Origin of the sequence: Nicoliella lavandulae, assembly GCF_037546185.1 — a bacterium.
Classification (GTDB): domain Bacteria; phylum Bacillota; class Bacilli; order Lactobacillales; family Lactobacillaceae; genus Nicoliella; species Nicoliella lavandulae.
Genome location: NZ_JAWMWH010000001.1, coordinates 373,923 through 397,350, shown reverse-complemented (window position 1 = coordinate 397,350; position 23,428 = coordinate 373,923). Strand labels below are relative to the sequence as shown.

Genomic DNA, 23,428 nt, shown 5'->3' with positions numbered 1-23,428 from the left:
CAGAATGGTGTTAAGCCCAGCTTTGATTTCGTGTTAGTTGAAAAATGAAAGCAGAGGTTTAAATATGAAATGGATTTGTCGAAACTTTAATGATTTAACGAACTATCAAATTTGGGAAATGTATCACATTCGTGCTGAAACATTTTGTGTTCAACAGCACCGCACTTTCGTAGATGCGGATGAAAATGACTTGGTTGCTCAACACGTCTTAGGGTTTAATGATGATAATAAATTGGTGGCGTACGCGCGCTTTTATTCTGAAGGTGATCATTTAGACTTTGGACGGGTACTTACGGTCCCAGCTGTGCGGGGCCAAGGGATTGGTAAGCAACTGATGGATTATCTGTTGCACCAAATTGAGTTGGTAAATCATCCCCACCAATCAATTATTATTACGGCCCAAGCTGACAAGCAAGGGTTCTATGAACGTTTTGGTTTTGTTGCACAGGGGGATGTATTTATCCATGAACAAACACCACACATTATGATGAAAAAGGAATAACGGAGGAATGGAAATGGCTGAAATTTATGTACGACGGGGGACCGCTTCTGACTTAGATTCTATTATGCAGATTATTAATGAAGCTAAAGCACTTTTAAAGGCAGATGGCAGTCCCCAATGGCAAGATGGTTATCCATATGTAGAGACGTTACAAGCTGATATTGATAACCACACTAACTTTGTGTTGATTGTTGATGGTAAAGTTGCTGGTACGGCAACTTTGATTACGACTCCTGAGCCTAATTATGCAACAATTGATGGATCATGGAAAAGTGACGATCAATATGCCACCATTCATCGAATTGCCATTTCTAGTCACTATCGAGGGCAACATTTAAGCAGCTATTTCTTCTCTAATCTAATTACGATTACTACGTTAATGGGTGTGCACAATGTGCGTTTTGATACGCATCCAACTAACAAACGGATGCAAGCGATTGGCAAACGGTTTAACTTTAGTTACCGTGGAATTACCCAAGTGGATGAACCCAGAGATTCTAATCGCTATGCTTATGAATTGAATCTATAAATAAAATCGTCAATCATATTTTAGTTTATGATTGACGATTTTGTTTCACGTGTAACAATATTATTATTTGCCATGGCCCACTCCACGAATCACGTGGTCTGAATGTTCCAGTGCCTCGTTGATAATGTCAAAAATATGAGGATCATCGACTCGGTACTGTTTAGATTTACCAACTTGTTTAACGCTTACTAATTGGAAATCACGAAGAATACGTAGTTGGTGTGAAACTGCTGATTGTTCTAGACCAATTTTATCGACTAACTCGTTAACGGTCTGAGCTTCGTTTTTTAAGACACTTAAAATTTTAATGCGATTAATGTTACTAAGGATTTTGAAAATATCTTGAATTTCCAGCAGGTGCTGGTCATCAATATTAAATTTAGCTGTCATATTTTAATCACCTCATATGAATAACATATCATTAAGAAGATTAAAATACAAAAAACGTCTTAAATTATATTAAGAGATTTTTACATTCTCTTAATTCCTTTCGTTTGCGGCAAAAATATAGTATTATTATTGGTATACCAGTATGTTAATACAGGACATTAATTATTCATGGTATGTTTAAGGCTGTTTTCCGGAGAGGAATGCGGTCTTTTTTTCGTTTCTAGGGAAATTTGCGGTTAGATCTAGCGCGGCCGATCGAACTTTGTTAGAATTTAATTAACAAATATAATACGATTGATCCACATGTACATAAGGAGATAGATCATGGACTTTAAAGAAAAAGTAAACCCTAGTGTTCAAAGCATTTCTGATTTATTTAGTGCTAATCAGTATCGGATTCCAGTATATCAACGTGGCTATTCTTGGGGGAATGACCAGGTATTGGATTTATGGGAAGATTTAATGGAAGTAGTTAATGGTGGACGTGACTCTCATTTTTTTGGCCAGATAGTTACTTTCAATGCTGAAGATGATTTTCAAGAATTGATCGATGGGCAACAACGGGTTACGACTAGTCAAATTTTACTAGCTGCAATTAAAAACGTGTCAGGAGAAATAAAAAAAGAACTTGATGGTAAAGCAAAAGTAGGCTTTGAAGAATTATTACCGATCTATTCTCATAACTCTAAAACATATGAAGAGAGCAGTAGAGCACTAGATGACGGAAATCGATTAGTTACTAAAAAGTCCAGTAACGAAGAGAATATTCAAGCTGCATTTGTTAACTTAGTTTTGAACGGACGATTAATTGATAGCAAGACTAAGAACAAAGCAATTAATAATATGTGGGATGCATATGATAACTTCTATAAATGGATTAAAAAGGACTTGAAAGGGCTTAGTATCAATGATCAAATTAATCGACTAAGTGACATTTTTGATTCTTTCTTCAACAAGTTTTACATTGTTAAAGTCTTGGCACCCAACCGTCAAGATGCCTTTACAATCTTTGAAACTCTAAATAGTCGTGGTGCGGTTTTAACAGCGTCTGATATTATTAAGAGCCATATTATCTCGTTATTAAGCTTAGAACAAGAAAACATTGACTGGGCTAGTTCTAAGTGGTCTCAATTAGATGAAACTTTAGATAGTGATAGTAAAAAAATAAATAATTTTATTCGTTCTTATTGGTCAGCAAAAAATAGTCATGTTACTGCTAGTAAGTTATATAGAAAAATTATTCAAACATTGAATACCGAAAAAGAAGCCAAGGAATTTTTAAGTGACACTGCTGATTTGGTTCGAGTATATGCAAACATTCAAGGAACGGGTAGAAAAAATTACTTTAATAACCCACGAATTAACCATGCTTTAAATATTTTAGGTAAGATAAAGTTTACACTTTATTATCCTATTATTTTGTCTTTAGAACATCTTCGTGCTTCTGAAGATGTGATCCTTAAAGTTTTAAATAAAGTTATCTCAATTTTTATTAGATATCGACTCATTTGTAATCGAACAACTAACCTTATTGAAGGGGCTTTTTCAACAGTTGCGATTAAAATTTGGCGAGGTGATTTAGTATCATCTGAGTCTATTATTAATGAATTAGATAAATATAATGTTAGCGATGCAGAAGTTAAATCTTCGTTTATGACACTACAAAAAGAAGGTTCATTGACTGGACAAAAACGTTGGGTATTAAACTATTTGCTTGCTAGCATATATGAAGAAAGTTTTACTGACTTTAATTCTGATAAAGAAATGTATGAAAGGGTATTTAATAATGGTGATTATGTACCAATTCACATTAATAGTTCAATGGAATTTGAAGAACTTGAGAATTATCTAGGCAATTGGACCATTATTGAAGGAACCCTCCATGGAAATAAGGATTCCAAGTATGATATGGAAAAAATGGTTAGTTTATTAGAGGCTTCCAACTTAGAAACTAATCACCGTATTGCTGAACGAATTCGTTTGAATAACTACCAATGGACACAATCTGATATTGAGGAGCGCCAAAATGAACTCGGCAGAAATGTTGTTAATATTTGGCATTAAAGAGGGTAATTTTAGTTTATGAGTAATTACGATTATAAAAAAATGTCTTATAGTAAAGATTTAAGTGACATTAAAATCCCTAAATTTCAACGTTCATTAGTATGGAAAAAATCGCAAAAACTGGATCTTCTAAGAACTTTGCATAAAGATTTTCCATTCGGTGCTTTACTAGTCACTCCAGCTAGAGGTAGTGCTAGGGAATATAATTTATTGGATGGACAGCAACGACTTTCAACAATAAAAGACTATGATGAGAATCGAATTGATTATTGGAAAGAATTAGAACCAGTAAACTATAAAAACGATTTTTATAAGTTTAACCAAATGTTGAAGGATCATGATATTCATAAAGTAAGTGAAGAATTTTTTGATTTAATCTTGTTAAATCAGGATGAATTTGAAAAATGGAGAATTAATTTTTTGGATGAGATTAGTCAAGAGGGTGATGGCGAAAGTGTCCCTGTTAAATTTTTGAAGACATTTGAATCTATTAATGAATTTTTAAAATCAGCTCGATCAGAAATAAATGGATATATTGATTTAGAACATTTAGAAATTCCAGTATTAGAATTTACTGGAAATGAAGAAGATTTACCTGAAGTTTATGAAAATTTAAATAAGGGTGGAGTTCCATTAAATAAGTATGAAATTTTAAGTGCTTCCTGGTTTGATGAAAAAATTAAAATTCCAAGTGATTATCCATTAGGTGATACTATTTTAGATTTAGTGAAGAAATACTACAATCGATTAATCCAAGATGGCGTTTTTACAATTTCAGATTTTTCTGAAGATGAAATTACCAATAGTCGTGAAATAAATCTAGCTGAATTTTCAAAGGCATTAGGAGCGCTAGTAGTTAATAATTTATTTGCATTAGTAAAGCCAACTCAAAATAGTATAAATGAAATTGGGTTTGGAATTATGGGAATAATCACTGGTGTTGATAATAAGAAAATAGCCACTATTCATAATCAAAGAGACTTCATTCAAGATAATATAAAATCAATTCTGGACAAAGCAGATCGACTATCCAAACGTATTAATTCTAGATTTAGTAAAATATTAAAAAAGAATATTTCATTTTCGGGAAGATTTAATGCTAATCAAGATGAATATGCATACGGATTATCATCTACGTTTAAGATATTATCCTACTTCGCAAGTACTTGGTCTTTGGATGAAGATGATCTTAATATTACTTTAGAGAATATTCCAGCATATTACGTTTTTGATGGAATTAATAAATCTTGGAATGCACATGGTGATACAAGATTGTTTGATTATTATAGTGTAAAGAATACTAGGAGCTACTTAAGACCACTTAATTCCAGGGACTTTAAGATGGCTTTTAATAACTGGATTGAGGATAATCCTAATATCCATCAGAACTTTAATAATGAAGTAAGAGCGTTAATAACAATTCATTCTAATTTTACGTATTTGGCCAATGGCTTACCCGCTAGTGAAGATTATGAATTTGAACATGTAATTCCTAAAGCGCGGATTTTAGAAAATGATCCAGAGCCTCAGGTAGTTCATGCTGCTAGTTTAGGCAATGGCATGTTTCTTCCTAAGTCTTTAAATAATAAAAAGAATAATAAAACCCTATACGAATTCAACGATGATGATAAATTTGTTGATTACGATAATCTCCGGAAAGAGTCTGACTATTTTAGTGAAGCGCAATTTACTGAAATTTTTAACGATTTAGATCATAAAAACTTCACGGCGGTTAATCAATTTATCGATGACCGGGCACGTAAAATGGCTGATCAGATTGTTGCAGGTCTAGATCCTAAAAATGAATTGTTCCATCAGATGAATCCTAATCGAAACCGAGACCATTTAACCCGAAAGTAATGGTAATTAATTTACTATTAATTGCAAAGTCGATATAATTAGGCATATGTAAGGAGAGATTAAATCTATGCTTATTATAATTATTGCCGTTATCGTGATTATTTTTGCCATTGCTTTTTGGCGGACTAATCGCAACCAAAATGAACACACTAAAAAAGTTAATGATAGTGTGAACACGATTACAGACACTGATAACACTGAAGTTCAATTAAAGCACCTTAAAGAATTACTTGATACAGGTGTGATTGATCGTGAAGATTACGAACAATCAAAGCAACAAATTTTGCATAATAAACTTTAAAAAAACGGGCTAAGCCCGTTTTTTTATTCTATACATACTTTTTACAATCCTTTTACCTTAAATTTAAGCTAGTTTAATATAATAAAGCCATATTAAATTAGGAGTTGAGCTAATGAATAAACCATTTAAGAAGTTCGTCTATGTATCCGCAACATCCTTAACGTTATTCGCAAGTATCGCCCCAGTAGTTACAAATACACTAACCACTACGGCTAATGCGAGTGCAACTACAGCATTAAAGAAACAAGCTGGTAAGCAAATTAAGCTTTCTGGAGCAGTTAACGTTCGTGACTTGGGTGGCTACACTAACAGTAAGGGCCAAACCATCAAATCCAAGATGTTGATTCGTGGTGCACAGATGAATAACTTAACTAAGGCCGATATTAATAAACTAACGAAGGAATATCACGTTGGTGTTGATGTGGACTTTAGAACCCCTAAAGAAATAGCAAAAGCAAAGGATCCTAAAATTAGTGGTGTGAAGTACGTTAAAGCACCAGTAGTATCAGATGCTGAAAATGAAGCTGATATTAAGGTCTTTAATCAAGATGGTGAAAAGGGAATGATTCTCTACTACACTTACTTCATTAACAAAACAGGTCGAGCTGAATATCGGAAGCTGTTCAACGAACTATTGAGTACACCCCCGAATAAATCAGTGCTGTACCATTGTAGCTATGGCAAGGATCGGACTGGATTTGCAACGGCATTAATTTTAACGGCCCTTGGGTTTGATAAAAAAGCAATCTATAAGGACTACTTACTATCTAATAAGTATCGTGCAGCTTCAACCAAGGCTGATTTAGATGCAATGAAGAAAAATGGTGCATCTAAAAAGGAAATTAAAAACGAATATTACAATGATATCGTTGAAAAAGAATACTTAGATAAAGCCTATTCATTAGCTGAAAAGAAGTATGGTTCAATGATGGGCTACCTTAAACAAGGCTTAGGCTTAACCAATGCTGACATTCAAAAATTACAAAGTAAGTATTTAACCAAATAGTTTTAAATGGCAACCAATCGCCGCTCAACCCCTGGCGTTTGGTTGCCATTTCATTTGAACTTTATTAAAAGTGAGGTGAGTAATTATTTATAATCCAGTATTTATCGTTGAAGTGGCGGACAACGGTGAAATTGTCCTGCCCGCATCAATTAGGGAGCGTTTAAACATCGGGGCTGGGGATGAAGTCTCCATTCAAACTAACCACGATAAGATTATCATTGAAAAAGTGGTAAAACCGCTTAACTATCAACCTAGCGATGTTGAACGGGATGATGAAAACGATTTAATGTAAAACTAAAAAGGCGTTAGCAACTTCAATTGTTAGTAACGTCTTTTTTATTGTCAGCTTAAGCTAATGCAATTTTAATCCGTTCGATTGCAGTTTGTAATGCGGATTCATCAATGATCAATGGTGGTAACAATCTTAACGTATTGCCCCGTGCAGAAAGAGTAAGCACACCATTATCTTGGAGGGTGCTAATTACATCTGCGACTTTGATGTCGTCACTTAAGTGAATTCCAATCATTAGGCCCTTCCCAGAAATTGACTTTACATTCGCTAATGGTGCAATTTGGTCTGCTAATAATTGTTGTAATTGAGCGCCTTTAGCTTGCACTGTTTTTAAAAATTCAGGGGTAAGTTGCGTCAATACTTGGTTAGCAGCAGCCATTACGACCTTGTTGCCCCCAAAGGTATTGCCGTGTGAACCAGGGCCAAAAGCAGGGGCGATTGCTAGCTTGGCCATCATTGCGCCTACTGGGAGGCCGTTTGCAAGTCCTTTAGCAACCGTAATGATGTCTGGATCCATATCAAATTGTTCAAATGCAAATTTATAACCAGTCCGGCCCATCCCTGATTGCACTTCATCAATGATGAGTAACGTGTTAGTAGCCTTACATTTGGCTTGAAGAGCTTGGAGCCAGTCATAATCACCAACGTTTACGCCCCCTTCACCTTGAACCACTTCCATAATCACAGCAGCTGTATCAGCAGTAATTAAATCAAGCGATGCATTATCGTTATATTCACCAAAGGTAATGTCTGGAACGAGGGGACTGAACCCGTCCTTGATGTGTGGATATCCAGTAACTGATAGGGAGCCGTAAGTCCGACCGTGGAATCCATAGTTAAAACCAATTAGTTGGTGCTTACCAGTTGCCTTACGGGCAATCTTAATTGCAGCTTCGTTCGCTTCAGTTCCAGAATTACAGAAGAATGCTTGGTAGTCATCTGGACATAGTTTATCAGCGACTTCTTCTGCCTTACTGTTAATGTATAAATTAGAGGTATGCCAAATATGATTTAGCTGCTCACTGACAGCGTCTTTAATCGCTTGGTTGCTATACCCCAGGTTACAAACCCCAATTCCACTGGTTAAATCAATATACTTTTTGCCATTTGCGTCGACTAAGTGGTAGTCATGGCCATCAACAATTTCAATTGGAAATTGGGCATAGGTATTTAATAACTTTGTCATTATAAATCGCTCCGTTCTAGCTCACGATGGCAGTGCCGACGTGGCTTAAATTATTAGTAATCGAAATATTATCAATGCCATGATCTAGTGCACTAAAGGCGGCATTGACCTTTGGAATCATCCCATTCACCAGCTTTTTGCTTTCAAATAACTGCTGAGCAGTTTGATGATCTAACTGGGTAAGGACCGCATCATCTAGCATGACGCCTGGGACGTCCGTCAGCAATATGAGTTGGTCAGCATGGAGTAAACTAGCAATTTCAGCTGCTGCAGTATCCGCATTCACGTTCAATTTTTGGTTTTGAACGCCTGTAGCAATGGATGCACAGAGCCCCACAGAATGATTTGTCATTACATCAAAGTAGCCAGCAGCAAGTGATTTGATATTGCCAACTTCACCATACTTAGCGCGGTCGATGTAATCACCACTAACAAATGGAATTTCACTTGCATTCATCATATTACTGCTAATGCCGTGGGCGGCAAGTTGTCTATGTAATTCAGGTTGAATTATCTTTGTTAAGACATTATCCGTAATTGCCATCATTTGGGGATCAGTTACCCGAATTCCATTAATTTTATTGGCAGGGTGGCCGATGAATTCACCACATTGGGAAATTAATTTTCCGCCACCATGAACGATCAATATCGATTCTCCAGCATCCTGCAATTTAGCAATCTGTTGGAAAAAGGCATCGTCTAGGCTTTTAACTGAATTCCCCCCAATTTTAATTACAATCATGATGATCACTCCTCGTAAGCTGCGTTAATTTCAACGTATTTATAAGTAAGGTCACATCCCCATGCAACCCCGCTAAAGTCACCACTACCTAAATCCACTTCAATTAATATGTGGTCTTGGCCAAGCAACTTTCTTAATGCATCCATATTAACGGGCTGAAGTTGACTATTTTTGATGATTTGAACTCCGGCAATTGAAATGGCTAACCCAGTTAGGTTAATTTGGGCATCTGTTTGCCCTAGGGCTTGAACGACCCGTCCCCAGTTAGCGTCTTCACCAAACAACATTGCTTTAATCAAGTTAGAACCCACGATTGCCCGTGCAACGTGATTGGCATCCGCTTGGTTAGCAGCGTGGTGGACATCAACTTCAACGAACTTAGATGAACCTTCGCCATCTTTAGCCACCATTTTGGCTAAGCTAGTTAAAACGTAGGTAAATGCATCTACAAATTGTGCATACTCGGGATGACTAGCAGTAATGGTTTGGTTACCGGCAGCGCCATTCGCCATCGTTAATACCATGTCGTTAGTGGACATACAACCATCTACCGTAATTTGGTTGAATGAATTAACGATCTTAGCACTTAATAGTTGTTGAAGGGTGTCCTTATCAACTGCAGCATCAGTGGCAATGAAGCCAAGGGTAGTCCCCATGTTAGGGTGAATCATTCCAGAGCCCTTTGCAAACCCAGTCACTGTAACGGGATGACCATCGATTTGCGTTTCAACACAGACCTTTTTAGAAGTCGTATCGGTAGTGATGATGGCTTCTGGAGCATCAATGCTATCGGAGAGGGTGAGTTGATCTAAACCATCGGTAAAGGTTGTCATGTCCAGTTGCTTACCGATGATTCCAGTAGAAGCCACTCCGATTAATTTAGGATCTACATTCAACTTCTTACCAACTAATTCAGCTTCGCGATGGGCGTTAGTGATTCCCTGATCACCTGTAAACGAATTCGCGTTCCCACTGTTAATGATAATGGCTTTTAACTGGTGGACTAAATTAATGGTGTGTTTAGTCACTTGAACGGGAGCAGCTTGAAACTGGTTCTTAGTGTAAACACCTGCTGCGGCACTGATGGTATCTGAGACTAACCAACTAAGGTCTAATTGGTCGCCAGCTTTAAAGCCAGCATGAACGGCACCGGATTTAAACCCGTTGGGCCACTTAAAATCAATTACTTTCATGATGAATTCCTCCTATGGTAAAACTGGATTAAGTTGGAGGCCGAAGTCTGCATCAAATGCAAATAACTGGTTAAAGTTTTGAATGGCTTGCCCGGCGGCGCCCTTAATCATGTTGTCAATTACGCTATCAACTAATAAGTAATGCGTGGTTGGGTTATAACTTAATCCAATATGGCATTCATTAGTCCCAACGACTCCCTTGATGGTTGGAAGATGGTTATAAATTTTGACGAACTTACTACTATGATAGACATTTTCAAAATGTTCTTTAATCATAGCTTCAGTGACGCCTGGCTTAACTTTAACGTAGATGGAACTCATGATCCCCCGGTTAATAGGCACTAGGGTGGTCATAAATTGAATGTGGTCGACCTTTGGGTTCCACTGCTTTAGTTGGGCCATAATTTCTGGAATATGCTTATGCTCATTGGGTTTGTAAATTTGTAAGTTTTCATTTGATTGTATGAAGTGACTAGATTCACTGAGCTGTTTACCGGCACCTGATAAACCAGATTTAGCATCAATAACAATGCTATCTGGATCGATCAAATCACTTTGTACCAATGGGGCTAATCCCAAAAGTACTGAAGTAGCGTAACAACCAGGGTTAGCAATGTAGTTCTTGCCAGGATTGGTACTTAAGTCCGCTAGACCATAATATGATTTAGCCAGTTCATCGTTATCGGCAGCTGGTTTATGGTACCACTTTTCATATTCAGCGCCATTTTTTAACCGAAAGTCGCCAGATAAATCAATAACTGGAAAATCTGCGTCTAAGAATGGTTGGGCTAATTTAGATGTCACGCCCGCTGGTGTAGCAAAGAAAACCGCATCATTATTTTTAATGATTTCAGCGCTGTCGTATGGTTGGACCGCTTTATTTGTATTTTCGTATTGGGGAGCCAATTCTTCTAATGGAGTTGGTTCAATTAAGTCGTGTTGGTATAAGTTAATTTGAATGATGCCAGGATGCTTTTTTAAGAGACCGTAAAGCACCATGCCGGCATAACCAGTAATGCCGATAATTGCAACTTGCATGTGAAAACTTCCTTTCAACTAAATATGGGGGATATACATACTACCGAGTGTCGCTGCCATGATAGCTTTGATACCGTGCTTTCTGTTTTCAGCTTCGTCAAATTGACGTGCATACTTACTGTTGAACACTTCATCGGTGATTTCCATTTCTGAGATTTGATAATTAACGTAGATTTCTTTACCAACTTCCGTATTTAAATCATGGAAGGCGGGAAGGCAATGCATAACGATTAACTTGCCATCAAGATTACCTGTTAGTTCTAAGGCGTGCATGTTAACTTGGTATGGCTTGAGCATGCCAATCCGTTCTTGCCAGTTATCTTCACCCATTGAAACCCAGACGTCTGTTGTGACTACGTTAGCACCCTTTAGTCCAGATGCGAGATCACTAGTGATTTCAATTTTGGCACCGCTTTGTTGAGCGTATTGTTTGGCAATATCGATCACATCATCTGCTGGCATTAATTCTTCAGGACTGACAATGGCAACGTTAATGCCGACCATTGCACAACCAACTAAAAGACTGTGCGCAACGTTGTTACGACCGTCACCAAGATAAGCTAGTTTAATTCCATCGAAGCTACCAAAGTTTTCCTTAATCGTAATTAAATCGGGAATGGTTTGGGTTGGATGCCAAGCATCGGTCAATCCGTTCCAAACGGGAACGCCTGAATATTTAGCAAGCGTTTCAACATCTGATTGGTTATAACCCCGAAATTCAATTCCGTCATACATGCTGCCTAATACCTTAGCGGTATCAGCAACGGATTCTTTATGACCAATGTGAATATCGTTGTTACCTAGAAATACTGGATTAGCGCCTAATTCAAATGCAGCGGTGGTAAATGCAGATCGAGTCCGAGTTGAATTCTTTTCAAAAACAAGGGCGATATTTTTATCGGCTAAGTATTTGGTGTGAACGTTGCGTTTGGATTCGGCCTTTAAATGAAGACCAAAGTCCACTAAGTATTCCATTTCGCTAGGTGTAAGATCGGTTTCGGCTAACAAGCTTTTACCGTAAAATTGATTTGAAAAAAAGTCGAACTGATTTTGCATAATGTTACCTCCGTTTGGGTCATATATACAAATAAATTGTATATATCGTTGTTTATTTGAATTGTTATACATAATATAACACTGCCATTTTATAAAATCAACACTTTTTTGTATTTTTATTCTGATTATTTGAACATATTTGAATATATATGCTTTATAAATGAATAAAGCACTCCTGGATGTATATTATATTTATGCATTCAATATGATTGAGCTGCCAATTAAATTAGCGTAAATTATTAAAGAGGTGATATAAATGAATATTTTAGTTGCAGTTCCAAATTCTAATTTTAATATTGATGATATTAAGCAGAGTTTTGCTGCTAACCATAGTTTTGCGAATGATCATGTTTATTATAATGTGGAACATCCAGATATTGATTTAGATCAAATTGATGTACTGGTAGGTTACGATGGTAAATTATTAGATCAAATGTTAGCGAGTCCTAATTCACGTTTGAAATGGGTTCAAGCCCTTTCAGCTGGCGTCGACTACTTACCACTTAAGCAACTCCAAGCGCATAATGTGATATTGACAACCGTAAAGGGAATTCATGCCGAACCCATTGCTGAATCGACAGTGGGAATGATCCTAAGTCAATACCGGTTCTTAAATGAAGCAGCGCGTGCCCAAGGTTGGCTTAAACCAACCCATCAATTAAAGATGATTAAAAATAAAAATGCGGTTATCTTTGGAACCGGGCACATTGGGAGTCGGATTGCAGAACTATTAGATGCATTTGGAGCCAACCCAATTGGGGTGAACCACAGTGGCCATCCCGCTGCAGCCTTCAAACAAACCGCCAGCACTGACGATTTAGATAATCCACTAATTACTGGCGCCGACATCATTGTGAATGCATTACCATTAACGCCAGCGACAACTAATTTATACAATGCTGACTTCTTCAATCGATTAACCAATCAACCGATTTTCTTAAGTATTGGACGGGGGCCAAGTACAAATACTGCTGACCTATTAGCTGCCATTCAAGATCATCGCTTGGGGGCGGCTGGGTTAGACGTTACCGACCCAGAACCACTACCAGCTGATGATCCACTATGGCGTGAACCCAATGTGCTCATTACTTCGCATATCTCAGGACTACATGCTGAATACATGGATGAAGCGTTAGCCATCTTGGAAAAGAATCTACAACAATTTAAACAAGATGGTACCGTGGCAATTAACCAAGTTGATTTTAGTAAGGGTTATTAGGCAAACAAAAAGACGAGCGTTTGCTCGTCTTTTTGTTTACGCTTAACTACTTGATAGTAGCACTGTCTAATTGAAGACTGTTCCAGAAGTAGTTGTTAGCAGGAGAGGTAGTGTAGTTAACCACCCGCTTGTTAACTGGCGCCCAACTAAGTGAGAATCCGTTAGGTGCGTAAGCGGTTTGATCGTTCATGAACTTTTGCCAATCCTTGAATTGTTGAACTCTGTATGATTGGTTCCATGCTTTATCATTGTTCATGTTAGCTAGCAATTGATCGTTCTTCTTGTTAGCAAAGTGACCCATGTTAAAGGCTGCTGATGAACCGAACATCCCAGTAGGGGTTGGTTCACTGTTAGTACTAAATGCAGCAAAAGGGATGACTAATTTAAAATTGTGACATATAAATTGTTATAAAATGTGTTAACTCAGTTACTTGCACTTAGTGGATAATTTTAAAATTCATTGATGATTATGTATTTTGGATTATAATAGGATGTATAATTAAAAATTAATGATAATATAATGCATAATTAAATTTATGTTTAATATGTTAGAAAATGATGTTTACACTTAAATGGATGACGTTAAAATATAATAAAATTAAAGGATGTGATTATTATCGACTCCAGTAAAAAAGAGCTTAGTTATTATATGAATCTTATTAAATCAAATTCATACAAAGAAGCAGTTTATAAGGTTATACATAAAAATGGTAAGCCTAAAAGCAAAAAAGAAAAAATAGGCTTTTATAAACATCATATTATGGAATTTATTGTCCCAAATATTAATAAAAATAAAATAAGAAAAGAGAATAAGATTAATGGAGTAAGCAAGAATGAGCTAAAAAAATGGGATAGTAGTGATTATATGGTTAATTGTGATTTAGTAGAGCATTTGATATTACATGTGCTTATTATAGCTGATGAAAATAATACCTTTAGTTTTGAAAACCATGATTCACTTGAACGAGAACCACTTAAATATGAAGTCAAAGAAATCACAGCTCCAAGTAAAAGTAATGAAAATGATGATTGTTATAAAAAATTCTTTAATAATCAGAAAAATTTTAAATACTATCAAGTATTGATTAAATATAGCGATAATGATGAATACACTGAAAGTAGTGGTGTAAATTCATTATTTGGGATGGTTATGAAATGGTATCTTGTTTGTGAAGATCCACCTGAATGTGAAAAGATTCATAAAGAAAAATATGATTTATCTCCATCTCAGACTATAAAATTAATTGAACAAATTAATTATCTTCTTAAACCAAAACAAAAAAATGGTTAGTCACAATTTTTAGTTCATATTATTCTAATTATTAACTTATAAGTCAAAAAGATTACTAATTATAATCCATAGGTGTGATTGCCTGTTAATGCTTCTATATCAGCATTTATATCCATATAATGAGTTATCTTTAATGCTTGATCACAAATTAAATTAAAAAATAATTAGAAAAGTGTTGACATTCAATGTTAATGCTCATAGAATATAGTCAATTAATCAAATCGAATTCAAATAAACAAGATGATCAGGAGAGTAACGATTAAAGATGGTTCAGAAAGTCTACGTTTGCTGTGAGTAGACCGATTCGATAGTCGTGAAGATGGCCTGTAATTTGGCGGCATTGATATTTAAATGCCGATGGGGTGGCAACCATTATTCACTGCACACGTTGATAGACGTTAGTGAGGATAATTGTGTAAGCAATTATCGAAATAGAATGGTACCGCGGAATCCGCTTCTAGTTATACACTAGGAGCGGATTTTTTTATTTGAATTAAAACTGAAGGGAAGTTATTAATATGCCAGAATTTAAAGGACAACCATTACATTATGATATTGTAGGAAGCTTTTTAAGACCAAAAGAATTAAAGGATGCACGGAAAGACTTTGCTGATCACAAAATTGATCGTAATCGACTCCTTAAAGTTGAAAACGAAGAAATAACTAAGTTGGTGGCCAAGGAAAAAGAAGTTGGATTAAAGATTGTCACTGATGGTGAATTTCGGCGTAGTTACTGGCATCTTGATACTTTCTGGGGATTTGAAGGGATTCGGCACACTAAACAAGAACATGGATACATCTTCCATGATCTTGAAACTAGAAATGACTCAGCACAAGTTGAAGGCAAGATTAAATTTAATCCCAACCATCCAGACTTATTAGCCTACAAGTTCCTCTATGGATTGATAAAGGACGATGATTCAATCGTTGCTCGCCAAAGCATTCCATCACCAGCTCAATGCTATGCCGAATTAGTTCGCGGACCTAAAAACGTGGCGGCATTGAAACGAGTTTACGGTGATGACACTGATGCATTGATTCATGATTTAGGCCAAGCTTACCATGACCTAATCATTGCACTTTATGAAGTTGGTTGTCGCGATGTGAAGTTAGATGACTGTACTTGGGGCATGCTTGCTGATAAAGATTTCTGGAAGACGATGACTGATAACTATGAAGATGTTGAAAAACTTCAACAACTCTACGTTCGTTTCAACAACGAAGCCATCAAGGACTTACCAGATGACCTTAGAATCAGTACTCACGTTTGCCGTGGGAACTATGCATCCACTTGGGCCGCTAGTGGTGGTTATCAACCAGTTGCCCACACGTTATTCGCTGAAGAAAACGTTGATGCTTACTACCTAGAATTTGATGATCAACGTTCCGGTGACTTTGCACCATTAAAGGAAGTTACTCCTGGTAAGGAAGTGGTCCTTGGATTAGTTACCAGTAAGAAACCGGAATTGGAAGATTCCGCTAATCTAATCAAACGGATTCACGAAGCATCACAATATGTACCATTGGATCACTTATCATTAAGTACCCAATGTGGATTTGCTTCAACTGAAGAAGGAAATCACTTAACTGAAAAGCAACAATGGAAGAAGATTAAACTAGTAATTGATACTGCTGATCAAGTTTGGCAGACCGTAAATAACTAATTCGATTACGTTGAAGGGATGAGTAATCATATCATTTGGTTCAGAAAGCTGTGGTTGATGGGATGCAGCCCAAATGATTTGATGAAGATGGTCCTGGAGTAATTAGTTAATGAGTCTGATGATAAATTAACTACGGCTGGTCACCGTTAGTCGACGCGCATCGTAATGATGCCTAAGATAACAATCACGATTGTTAAGTAGGGTGGTACCGCGTATTAATGACGCCCCTAAGTTCATAACTGGACTTAGGAGCGTTTTTTAGTACTAACAATCAAAGGTGGGATAAAACAATGACAGAAACAAACGTGATTAATTTTAACAAAGTAAATAAATCATTTGATACCGATACGGGCGTCAACCACGTGTTGAAGGATATTGACTTAGCCATTCCCAAAGGCAAAATCTTTGGGGTGATTGGTTACAGTGGTGCTGGGAAGTCAACATTGATTCGTTGCATTAATGGATTAGAGAAACCGACCAGCGGTACGGTAACGTTCAATGATGAAACGGTTAATCAACTCAATCATCATGACTTGTTACAACTCCGGGGTAAGGTTAGCATGATTTTTCAACAGTTCAACTTGATGCCGGGGCGGACAATTGCTGAAAATATTGCCCTACCTATCAAGTACAAGGGACTAGATAAGCAAACGGTAACGGATAAGGTCAACAAATTATTAGAACTAGTTGGTCTCCCAGATAAGGGCAGTGCCTATCCAGCAGCGCTATCCGGTGGTCAAAAGCAGCGGGTGGCGATCGCGCGGGCGTTGGTTAATGACCCAGAAGTTCTCCTTTGTGACGAAGCGACGAGTGCATTGGATCCAGAAACGACCGATTCGATTCTAGATTTATTGAAACAATTAAATCACGACTATGGAATTACGATTATCATTGTGACCCACGAAATGCACGTGATTGAATCGATTTGTGATGATATTGCGGTCTTAGATAAGGGACGCATTGTTGAACAAGGAAATGTTTATGCTGTCTTTTCGAACCCGCAAAATCAATTGACGAAGCGCTTTATCAATACGACTTCGAACTTGAACATTTCAAGTGAGTTGATCAACAGCATTCATTTAAAGACCGGCCAACGCTTGATTCAGTTGAATTATCGAGATGGCGAAACCGTTACCCCGTTAATCTCTGAAATTTCACGTAAATTTTCCATTAATGCCAATATCATCATTGGTGATATCAAGTTGATTCAAAAACAATTCTTAGGTGGATTGATCATTGTGTTGGAAGGAACAACAGATAAGGTTGCTGCCGCACAAGCATACTTAGAACAACAAACAGACGTTGACATAGAGGTGATTGAAAATGCTAAGTAAGTATTTTCCAAATGTAGCTAGTAATTGGACCGCGTTTACCCAGTCCATTATTGAAACTTTAGAGATGGTGGTAATTTCAGGGATTATCGCATTTGTAATTAGTTTATTCTTAGGCATTCTATTGGTGGTAACGCAACCAGATGGAATTGCACCGAACCGAGTTGTTTGGAACATCGTTGATAAGTTAATTAACCTATTCCGGTCGATTCCATTCATTATTTTAATCGTTGCGTTGATTCCACTGACCACTGCCATTTCAGGAACTGCAATTGGAGTTAAAGGAACCATCTTCCCATTAGTCATTGGGATTACTCCATTCTTTGCCCGTCAAGTTGAATCAGCACTAAATGATACTGACGATGGCTTGATTGAAACTGGTGAAGCAATCGGCCTAACTAATCTACAAATTATTCGTGCTATTTATTTACATGAAAGTGTTGCCGGTTTAACTAGAATGACGACAACCACGATTGTCAGTTTGGTCGGCTTGACCGCCATTGTCGGCGTTGTCGGTGGTGGAGGATTAGGAAACTTCGCCATTCAATATGGGTATCAACAAAACCAATTTGACGTTACGCTTGCCTGCATCATTGTATTGTTAATCATTGTTACGATCGTTCAAATTTTAGGAACGTTAATTTCGGAAATATTAAGTCATTAGGGGATGGAATAAAATGAATAAAAAGAAACGTTTACAGTTAACCTCACTGGGCATCGTTGGGGTGTTAATCATTGTCTTAGGTGGCATTATCCTATCGGGGCATCAAAAATCAACCGCTACTAGCGGCAGCGTTAAGACCGTTAACGTTGGGGTCGTTGGCGCAACCGATGATCCAATCTGGAAGGAAATCAATAAGCAATTAGCTAAGGAAAACATTAACGCTAAGGTCAAGGTCTTCAGTGATGGTGAAGCATTGAACCAAGCAACGGCTAATGGCCAAATTGATATTAACTCATTCCAACACTACGCGTTCTTAAAACAAGAAGAACAACAAAAGCACTATAAATTTGCGGTAATTGGGCAAACCTACATCCAACCATTAAACATCTACTCAAAGAAGATTAAGAGTGTGAAGGACTTGAAGGATGGCGATAAGATTGCGATTCCAAATAATCCTACCAACGCTGGACGCGCATTAAAAGTTCTTGAAAAAGCGGGGTTAATTAAGACCAATCCAGCTAAGGGCTATTCACCAACACTAACGGATATTACCAGCAATCCTAAGCACTTGAAGATCATCGAAGTTGATCCAGCAGCAATTTTGAAACTATTACCAAACTTTGCAGCAGGAATTACTAATGCTAACTTTGTACAAGCTAACCATATGAATCCAGAAAAGGATGCAATTTATCAAATTGCACCAAACCTGAAGGATCCATATAACAAGCCTTGGATTAACATTTTAGTAACCCGTGAGTCTGAAAAGAATAATCCTACATTTAAGAAGGTGGTTAAGGCATACAATTCTAAAGCAGTTTACGACTTGATCAAGAAAGAGTATCAAGGCGTTGATGTTCCAGCATTTAATTATTAATTACAATAACAAACATTTAAATTTTAAAACACAGGAAGGTTGATTATTTATGGCTAAAGTAGAAAGTTTCACTCTCGATCACACAAAGGTAAAGGCACCATACGTTCGTTTAATTACTGAAGAACATGGGGAACATGGTGATACCATTTCAAACTTTGATTTAAGATTGGTTCAACCAAATGAAGAAGCAATTCCAACGGCTGGATTACACACGATTGAACATTTATTAGCAGGGTTACTTCGGGATCGATTATCAGGTGTAATTGATTGTTCACCATTCGGTTGTCGGACTGGTTTTCATTTAATCACATGGGGTTCTCATTCCACTGAAGAAGTGGCCAAGGCCCTTAAGAGTTCATTGGAAGAAATTGCTAACAACGTGGAATGGAAGGATGTCCAAGGAACCACTAAGGAAACATGTGGTAACTGGCGTGATCATTCATTGTTCTCAGCTAAGGCATGGGCTAACACCATCTTAGATCAAAAGATCAGTACTGACCCATACGTACGGAAAACGATTTAATTAATTTAACTTAGGAGTGATTAGATATGGCACTATTCGACAATTACATTTTTCGCGCAATTTTAATCGTTGGCTTCTGGGTGGCATATCTAGCGCTAGTTAGATTTGTATTTAGAAGTAAGAAGCCAACAAATAAAAAATGTAAAAATGATAAATAAGCAAAGATGAACCGGTTCCCAAATACCGGTTCATCTTTTTTATTGCGCTAAGCTGTTTGATTGAACTACATTTTAATTCCTGCATATAATATAGATAAATACTAATGATAAGTGAGGGATACTGATGAAAATTGGATTTATTGGAACTGGCGTTATGGGAACGGGCATGATTCTTAACTTAATTAAAAATAACTACGATGTTACGGTTTACAACCGGACCAAAGCACATGCAGCAACGGTAATCGACGCAGGTGCTAAGTGGGCAGATTCACCACGGGACTTAGCCCAAGTAGTCGACGTGGTGATAACCATCGTTGGCTTTCCACAAGACGTTGAAGAAACTTATTATGGCGATAACGGATTATTTAAGTCTGCTAAAGCTGGGCAAACGTTAATTGAAATGACCACCAGTAAGCCTAGTCTAGAGGCTAAAATTGCGCAAACGGCTGATGCAAAGGGCATCAATACCTTGGATGCTCCGGTATCTGGTGGTGATGTTGGTGCTAAAAATGGAACGCTTACCATTATGGTTGGTGGTGAACAAGCCGTCTTTGATCAAATGAAGCCAATCCTAAGTGCAATGGGTTCGAACGTGAACTTGTTTGGTGGACATGGCAAGGGTCAACACACTAAAATGGCGAACCAAATTATGATTGCTGGGACCATGACGGGACTTTCCGAGATGCTTGCATATGGGAAGGCAGCTGGATTGGACTTATCAGCATTGGTTAAAACCGTTTCGCAAGGTAGTGGTGACAACTGGAGCCTTGATAACTATGGCCCCCGTATTTTAGCAGGTGACTTTAAGCCGGGGTTTGCAGCTAAGCACTTCCTAAAGGATTTACGAATTGCATTACAAGAATCAGAAAAGATGGCGATTCCATTACCAGCAACTGAAAAGGCTAAGGAACTCTATGAAAAAATGGTTGACCAAATGGGGCTTGGTAATGACGGCACCCAAGGACTAGTTAAACTATATCGTGATATGAAGACGGATTAATTTGTAGAATGGATTTCAATTTGAAATTGGTCTTGAATTAATTTATAATCACGACGATAACTAATATTAATCATTAAAGAGGGTTGATTAACATCTCCAAAAGAAAAGACATTGTTAATATTAATAATAAACTGGTCAAGAAGAAGCCAGAAAATATTAATGACAAGACCACTGATGACATTAGTAAGGAGTCGCCAAAGCAACGTAAAATCACGCTCATCCTGTTAGTTATTATTGTTATTGTTGCCGTTGTGGCAGCTTTGATCGTACATTTCTTTAATATTCAATAATAATTAACACAAAAGCATCCCTAAGGTTAACCTTAGGGATGCTTTTTAATTTGGCTATGCATTCGTTAATTTACTTTTGTTTAACAACAGTGAGCTAGCAACAACTGAAATGGAACTTAATGCCATTGCTGCTCCGGCAATTTCCGGACTAAGGATGATGCCTAATCCATAAAAGACACCAGCTGCAATTGGAATGCCAATGACGTTATAGATAAACGCCCAGAATAAATTCAACTTAATGCGGTTGAACGTCTTACGACTGAGACTTAATGCTCGATCAACATCCCGCAAGTCATTGCGCATCAAGACGATGCCACCGGATTCAATTGCAATGTCAGTTCCGGCACCCATAGCAATCCCCACGTCAGCGGTGGTCAATGCGGGCGCATCGTTAATGCCGTCTCCTACAAATGCTACCATGCCATTGGCTTGGAGTTGCTTAACGTAGGTGGCCTTTTCACTAGGCAGGACTTCGGCGATTACATCGTCGATACCGACCTGACTAGCAATCGCATCGGCCACTCGTTGGTTATCACCAGTGAGCATAACGGTTTTTAACCCGCGCTGCTTAAGAGCTGCAATGGCTGCCTTGGAAGTAGGCTTCGGCGCATCTTGGATGGCGATTAAGCCCATGACCTGTTGTTCAACGCCGACATATACAACGGTTTTAGCTTCGTTTTGCAGGCGGGTTGCTTGAGCCGTTAGTTCATTTGGAACCTGATGTTCGTTAAACATCCGTTGATTACCAACTGCAATGTGTTTTTTAGCCACCACGCCGGTGATGCCTTGGCCTTCAATGGCCTTAAAATCCTGGACGGGTGCTAAAGCTAGTTGATCCTGTTTAGCCAGTTGATTGATTGCGATGGCGAGGGGATGTTCTGAAGCCGCTTCAAGTGATGCTGCTAAGCGAATGACTTCGTCACGATTACCAACCACATCGGTAACCTTGGGTTGGCCCACGGTAATGGTCCCGGTTTTATCAAACATCACCGTTTTAACTTCGTTTACCTTTTCTAAGACCTCACCATTTTTAATTAAAATCCCCATCTTAGCGCCCCGGCCAGTTCCGACCATTAAGGCTGTAGGGGTAGCCAGTCCTAATGCACATGGACATGCAATCACCATGACGGCTACCGCAAAAATTAATGATTGCTCGATTGAAGCCCCCAAGAAAACGTACCACACTAGAAAGGTAGCAATGGATACGATCATAACGATTGGCACAAAAATATCTGAAACCCGGTCGGTTAAATTTTGAATGGGCGCATGGCTATTTTGAGCTTTTTTAACTAGGTCTACGATTCTAGATAACATAGTATCGCTGCCAATCTTTTCAGCCCGGTAGGTTAACGTTCCGTTTTGGTTAATCGTTGCCCCAATTACGGCATCTCCCGCCTTTTTAGTTACGGGCATGCTTTCTCCGGTCACCATTGATTCGTCAATGGAAGACCCACCATCGGTGATCACACCGTCCACGGCAATTTTTTGACCAGGTTTAACGCGCAGTAAGTCACCGACTTGAACTTCGTTAATTGGCAGCTCAACGAATTGACCATTGCGTAAGACTTCGGCAGTGGTGGCCTGTAAATCTAATAGCTTCTCAATTGCGTTGGAAGCATTTTGCCGCATATTAGTTTCTAAGACTTGTCCCAATAGGATGAACGTGGTCACGAATGCCGCCGTTTCAAAGAACACGGCTTGCTTAGTGAACATGGCGTAGATACTAAAGAAATAAGCAGTAGCAGTCCCGACCGCCACCAGCGTGTCCATGTTAGAGTGGTGCTTTTTAAATGAAGCATAGGCACTCTGCAAGAATGGTCGTGCCGAGATGGCCATGATGATGGTGGTTAAGATCAACGAAAGCCAGTCTCCACTTGGTAGCATCCACCCCGTTAATGGCATCATCACCATTTGAACTAGCATGGGCAATGATAGGACTAACGAAATCCAAAAACGCTTCGTAATCGTCATTATTGAATCACAATCCTTCCTTTCACCATGTCCATTCCACAACTAAAGCCATATTCACCGGCTTTGCTGGTATCAACAGGCATTGTTTCGGCTTCGTTTAATGGTAAGGCGCGTTTAAAGTTAAAATCATTAGATTGAACCGTGCCTAGGCAACCCTGGTCACTAGTCCGAATAAATTTGATGGCAGCGGGTTGGCCTTGCTTAAAGGTGACCACGTTTGGTTGATACCCACCATTGACAGTTACAGTTACAACTTGTTTATCATTTTGCATATTGAATTCCTC

25 protein-coding genes and 2 other annotated features are annotated in these 23,428 nt (G+C 38.0%); of the genes, 16 read left to right on the top strand and 9 right to left on the bottom strand.

Features of this window, described 5'->3' with window-relative positions:
• The first annotated feature begins 64 nt into the window (after positions 1–64).
• Positions 65–502 carry a GNAT family N-acetyltransferase gene (locus tag R4146_RS01815; RefSeq protein WP_339959751.1) on the top strand — a complete coding sequence of 146 codons (438 nt, stop codon included), beginning with the start codon at positions 65–67 and terminating at the stop codon, positions 500–502.
• 13 nt (positions 503–515) lie between these two features.
• Positions 516–1,031 (top strand): GNAT family N-acetyltransferase, encoded by a 516-nt coding sequence (locus tag R4146_RS01810; RefSeq protein WP_339959750.1) that lies wholly within the window; start codon positions 516–518, stop codon positions 1,029–1,031.
• A gap of 63 nt (positions 1,032–1,094) precedes the next feature.
• Here the strand turns inward: R4146_RS01810 and R4146_RS01805 are convergent, their stop codons facing one another.
• Positions 1,095–1,421 carry an ArsR/SmtB family transcription factor gene (locus tag R4146_RS01805; protein WP_339959749.1) on the bottom strand — a complete coding sequence of 109 codons (327 nt, stop codon included), beginning with the start codon at positions 1,419–1,421 and terminating at the stop codon, positions 1,095–1,097.
• Between the two features lie 324 nt (positions 1,422–1,745).
• Here R4146_RS01805 and R4146_RS01800 point away from each other — a divergent pair, with 324 nt between their 5' ends.
• The 5 genes from R4146_RS01800 to R4146_RS01780 all read left to right on the top strand — a co-directional run bounded on the left by R4146_RS01800 (position 1,746) and on the right by R4146_RS01780 (position 6,944).
• Positions 1,746–3,485, top strand: coding sequence for a DUF262 domain-containing protein (locus R4146_RS01800; protein ID WP_339959748.1), 1,740 nt, complete (start codon positions 1,746–1,748; stop codon positions 3,483–3,485).
• Between the two features lie 18 nt (positions 3,486–3,503).
• Complete coding sequence (locus tag R4146_RS01795; RefSeq protein ID WP_339959747.1) at positions 3,504–5,345, top strand: DUF262 domain-containing protein; 1,842 nt, start codon at positions 3,504–3,506, stop codon at positions 5,343–5,345.
• Positions 5,346–5,412: 67 nt separating this feature from the next.
• The gene (locus tag R4146_RS01790) at positions 5,413–5,646 is read left to right on the top strand and encodes an SHOCT domain-containing protein (protein WP_339959746.1); all 234 of its coding nucleotides are present in this window, start codon (positions 5,413–5,415) and stop codon (positions 5,644–5,646) included.
• Positions 5,647–5,758: 112 nt separating this feature from the next.
• A complete protein-coding gene (locus tag R4146_RS01785; protein WP_339959745.1) occupies positions 5,759–6,652 on the top strand; it encodes a tyrosine-protein phosphatase in 894 nt (297 codons plus the stop codon).
• Positions 6,653–6,764: 112 nt separating this feature from the next.
• Complete coding sequence (locus R4146_RS01780) at positions 6,765–6,944, top strand: AbrB/MazE/SpoVT family DNA-binding domain-containing protein (protein ID WP_339959744.1); 180 nt, start codon at positions 6,765–6,767, stop codon at positions 6,942–6,944.
• A 55-nt stretch (positions 6,945–6,999) separates the two neighbouring features.
• On the opposite strand, the gene argD is transcribed toward R4146_RS01780, so the two are convergent.
• Genes argD through argF form a run of 5 tightly spaced genes read right to left on the bottom strand, consistent with a single transcriptional unit; the run spans position 7,000 to position 12,159 of the window.
• Positions 7,000–8,130, bottom strand: a complete 1,131-nt coding sequence (gene argD / locus R4146_RS01775; protein ID WP_339959743.1) for an acetylornithine transaminase — start codon at positions 8,128–8,130, stop codon at positions 7,000–7,002.
• Positions 8,131–8,146: 16 nt separating this feature from the next.
• Positions 8,147–8,872, bottom strand: coding sequence for an acetylglutamate kinase (argB, locus tag R4146_RS01770; RefSeq protein WP_339959742.1), 726 nt, complete (start codon positions 8,870–8,872; stop codon positions 8,147–8,149).
• A 5-nt stretch (positions 8,873–8,877) separates the two neighbouring features.
• Entirely contained in the window at positions 8,878–10,065 is a 1,188-nt protein-coding gene (gene argJ / locus R4146_RS01765; RefSeq protein WP_339959741.1) for a bifunctional glutamate N-acetyltransferase/amino-acid acetyltransferase ArgJ, read from the bottom strand.
• A gap of 12 nt (positions 10,066–10,077) precedes the next feature.
• Positions 10,078–11,103: an N-acetyl-gamma-glutamyl-phosphate reductase gene (gene argC / locus R4146_RS01760; protein WP_339959740.1), complete on the bottom strand. Its 1,026-nt coding sequence runs from the start codon at positions 11,101–11,103 to the stop codon at positions 10,078–10,080.
• 18 nt (positions 11,104–11,121) lie between these two features.
• Entirely contained in the window at positions 11,122–12,159 is a 1,038-nt protein-coding gene (gene argF, locus R4146_RS01755) for an ornithine carbamoyltransferase (RefSeq protein WP_339959739.1), read from the bottom strand.
• Between the two features lie 256 nt (positions 12,160–12,415).
• Here argF and R4146_RS01750 point away from each other — a divergent pair, with 256 nt between their 5' ends.
• Positions 12,416–13,378 (top strand): NAD(P)-dependent oxidoreductase, encoded by a 963-nt coding sequence (locus R4146_RS01750; RefSeq protein ID WP_339959738.1) that lies wholly within the window; start codon positions 12,416–12,418, stop codon positions 13,376–13,378.
• A gap of 46 nt (positions 13,379–13,424) precedes the next feature.
• On the opposite strand, the gene R4146_RS01745 is transcribed toward R4146_RS01750, so the two are convergent.
• The gene (locus R4146_RS01745; protein WP_339959737.1) at positions 13,425–13,706 is read right to left on the bottom strand and encodes a hypothetical protein; all 282 of its coding nucleotides are present in this window, start codon (positions 13,704–13,706) and stop codon (positions 13,425–13,427) included.
• Between the two features lie 321 nt (positions 13,707–14,027).
• Between R4146_RS01745 and R4146_RS01740 the strand changes: the two genes are divergently transcribed.
• From R4146_RS01740 to R4146_RS01705, 8 genes are all read left to right on the top strand, one after another.
• The gene (locus R4146_RS01740) at positions 14,028–14,669 is read left to right on the top strand and encodes an SAV1803-related protein (protein ID WP_339959736.1); all 642 of its coding nucleotides are present in this window, start codon (positions 14,028–14,030) and stop codon (positions 14,667–14,669) included.
• Positions 14,670–14,900: 231 nt separating this feature from the next.
• Positions 14,901–15,131 (top strand) — a binding site (T-box leader).
• Positions 15,132–15,187: 56 nt separating this feature from the next.
• Entirely contained in the window at positions 15,188–16,333 is a 1,146-nt protein-coding gene (locus tag R4146_RS01735) for a 5-methyltetrahydropteroyltriglutamate--homocysteine S-methyltransferase (RefSeq protein WP_339959735.1), read from the top strand.
• Between the two features lies 1 nt (position 16,334).
• Positions 16,335–16,565, top strand: a binding site (T-box leader).
• A gap of 58 nt (positions 16,566–16,623) precedes the next feature.
• Positions 16,624–17,667: a methionine ABC transporter ATP-binding protein gene (locus R4146_RS01730; protein WP_339959734.1), complete on the top strand. Its 1,044-nt coding sequence runs from the start codon at positions 16,624–16,626 to the stop codon at positions 17,665–17,667.
• The gene (locus tag R4146_RS01725) at positions 17,657–18,328 is read left to right on the top strand and encodes a methionine ABC transporter permease (RefSeq protein ID WP_339959733.1); all 672 of its coding nucleotides are present in this window, start codon (positions 17,657–17,659) and stop codon (positions 18,326–18,328) included. The genes R4146_RS01730 and R4146_RS01725 overlap by 11 nt, the downstream gene beginning before the upstream one ends.
• 13 nt (positions 18,329–18,341) lie before the next feature.
• Positions 18,342–19,202 (top strand): MetQ/NlpA family ABC transporter substrate-binding protein, encoded by an 861-nt coding sequence (locus tag R4146_RS01720; protein ID WP_339959732.1) that lies wholly within the window; start codon positions 18,342–18,344, stop codon positions 19,200–19,202.
• A gap of 49 nt (positions 19,203–19,251) precedes the next feature.
• Entirely contained in the window at positions 19,252–19,725 is a 474-nt protein-coding gene (locus tag R4146_RS01715) for an S-ribosylhomocysteine lyase (RefSeq protein ID WP_339959731.1), read from the top strand.
• Positions 19,726–20,007: 282 nt separating this feature from the next.
• Positions 20,008–20,883 (top strand): NAD(P)-dependent oxidoreductase, encoded by an 876-nt coding sequence (locus R4146_RS01710; protein WP_339959730.1) that lies wholly within the window; start codon positions 20,008–20,010, stop codon positions 20,881–20,883.
• A gap of 83 nt (positions 20,884–20,966) precedes the next feature.
• Positions 20,967–21,173, top strand: a complete 207-nt coding sequence (locus R4146_RS01705; protein ID WP_339959729.1) for a hypothetical protein — start codon at positions 20,967–20,969, stop codon at positions 21,171–21,173.
• A gap of 54 nt (positions 21,174–21,227) precedes the next feature.
• On the opposite strand, the gene R4146_RS01700 is transcribed toward R4146_RS01705, so the two are convergent.
• Positions 21,228–23,144: a copper-translocating P-type ATPase gene (locus R4146_RS01700; RefSeq protein ID WP_339959728.1), complete on the bottom strand. Its 1,917-nt coding sequence runs from the start codon at positions 23,142–23,144 to the stop codon at positions 21,228–21,230.
• The gene (locus tag R4146_RS01695) at positions 23,144–23,416 is read right to left on the bottom strand and encodes a cupredoxin domain-containing protein (protein ID WP_339959727.1); all 273 of its coding nucleotides are present in this window, start codon (positions 23,414–23,416) and stop codon (positions 23,144–23,146) included. Before R4146_RS01695 ends, R4146_RS01700 begins: the two co-directional genes overlap by 1 nt.
• Positions 23,417–23,428 lie beyond the last annotated feature (12 nt).

Excerpts from the sequence above, each read along its gene's own strand:
- argB (WP_339959742.1), bottom strand. The coding sequence starts at position 8,872 with ATGATTGTAATTAAAATTGGGGGGAATTCAGTTAAAAGCCTAGACGAT.
- argC (WP_339959740.1), bottom strand. The coding sequence starts at position 11,103 with ATGCAAGTTGCAATTATCGGCATTACTGGTTATGCCGGCATGGTGCTT.
- R4146_RS01700 (WP_339959728.1), bottom strand. The coding sequence starts at position 23,144 with ATGACGATTACGAAGCGTTTTTGGATTTCGTTAGTCCTATCATTGCCC.
- R4146_RS01715 (WP_339959731.1), top strand. The coding sequence starts at position 19,252 with ATGGCTAAAGTAGAAAGTTTCACTCTCGATCACACAAAGGTAAAGGCA.
- R4146_RS01710 (WP_339959730.1), top strand. The coding sequence starts at position 20,008 with ATGAAAATTGGATTTATTGGAACTGGCGTTATGGGAACGGGCATGATT.
- argJ (WP_339959741.1), bottom strand. The coding sequence starts at position 10,065 with ATGAAAGTAATTGATTTTAAGTGGCCCAACGGGTTTAAATCCGGTGCC.
- R4146_RS01720 (WP_339959732.1), top strand. The coding sequence starts at position 18,342 with ATGAATAAAAAGAAACGTTTACAGTTAACCTCACTGGGCATCGTTGGG.
- R4146_RS01785 (WP_339959745.1), top strand. The coding sequence starts at position 5,759 with ATGAATAAACCATTTAAGAAGTTCGTCTATGTATCCGCAACATCCTTA.
- argF (WP_339959739.1), bottom strand. The coding sequence starts at position 12,159 with ATGCAAAATCAGTTCGACTTTTTTTCAAATCAATTTTACGGTAAAAGC.
- R4146_RS01810 (WP_339959750.1), top strand. The coding sequence starts at position 516 with ATGGCTGAAATTTATGTACGACGGGGGACCGCTTCTGACTTAGATTCT.
- R4146_RS01730 (WP_339959734.1), top strand. The coding sequence starts at position 16,624 with ATGACAGAAACAAACGTGATTAATTTTAACAAAGTAAATAAATCATTT.
- R4146_RS01795 (WP_339959747.1), top strand. The coding sequence starts at position 3,504 with ATGAGTAATTACGATTATAAAAAAATGTCTTATAGTAAAGATTTAAGT.
- R4146_RS01735 (WP_339959735.1), top strand. The coding sequence starts at position 15,188 with ATGCCAGAATTTAAAGGACAACCATTACATTATGATATTGTAGGAAGC.
- R4146_RS01750 (WP_339959738.1), top strand. The coding sequence starts at position 12,416 with ATGAATATTTTAGTTGCAGTTCCAAATTCTAATTTTAATATTGATGAT.
- R4146_RS01800 (WP_339959748.1), top strand. The coding sequence starts at position 1,746 with ATGGACTTTAAAGAAAAAGTAAACCCTAGTGTTCAAAGCATTTCTGAT.
- R4146_RS01790 (WP_339959746.1), top strand. The coding sequence starts at position 5,413 with ATGCTTATTATAATTATTGCCGTTATCGTGATTATTTTTGCCATTGCT.
- R4146_RS01805 (WP_339959749.1), bottom strand. The coding sequence starts at position 1,421 with ATGACAGCTAAATTTAATATTGATGACCAGCACCTGCTGGAAATTCAA.
- R4146_RS01725 (WP_339959733.1), top strand. The coding sequence starts at position 17,657 with ATGCTAAGTAAGTATTTTCCAAATGTAGCTAGTAATTGGACCGCGTTT.
- R4146_RS01815 (WP_339959751.1), top strand. The coding sequence starts at position 65 with ATGAAATGGATTTGTCGAAACTTTAATGATTTAACGAACTATCAAATT.
- R4146_RS01740 (WP_339959736.1), top strand. The coding sequence starts at position 14,028 with ATGAATCTTATTAAATCAAATTCATACAAAGAAGCAGTTTATAAGGTT.
- R4146_RS01745 (WP_339959737.1), bottom strand. The coding sequence starts at position 13,706 with ATGTTCGGTTCATCAGCAGCCTTTAACATGGGTCACTTTGCTAACAAG.
- argD (WP_339959743.1), bottom strand. The coding sequence starts at position 8,130 with ATGACAAAGTTATTAAATACCTATGCCCAATTTCCAATTGAAATTGTT.
- R4146_RS01695 (WP_339959727.1), bottom strand. The coding sequence starts at position 23,416 with ATGCAAAATGATAAACAAGTTGTAACTGTAACTGTCAATGGTGGGTAT.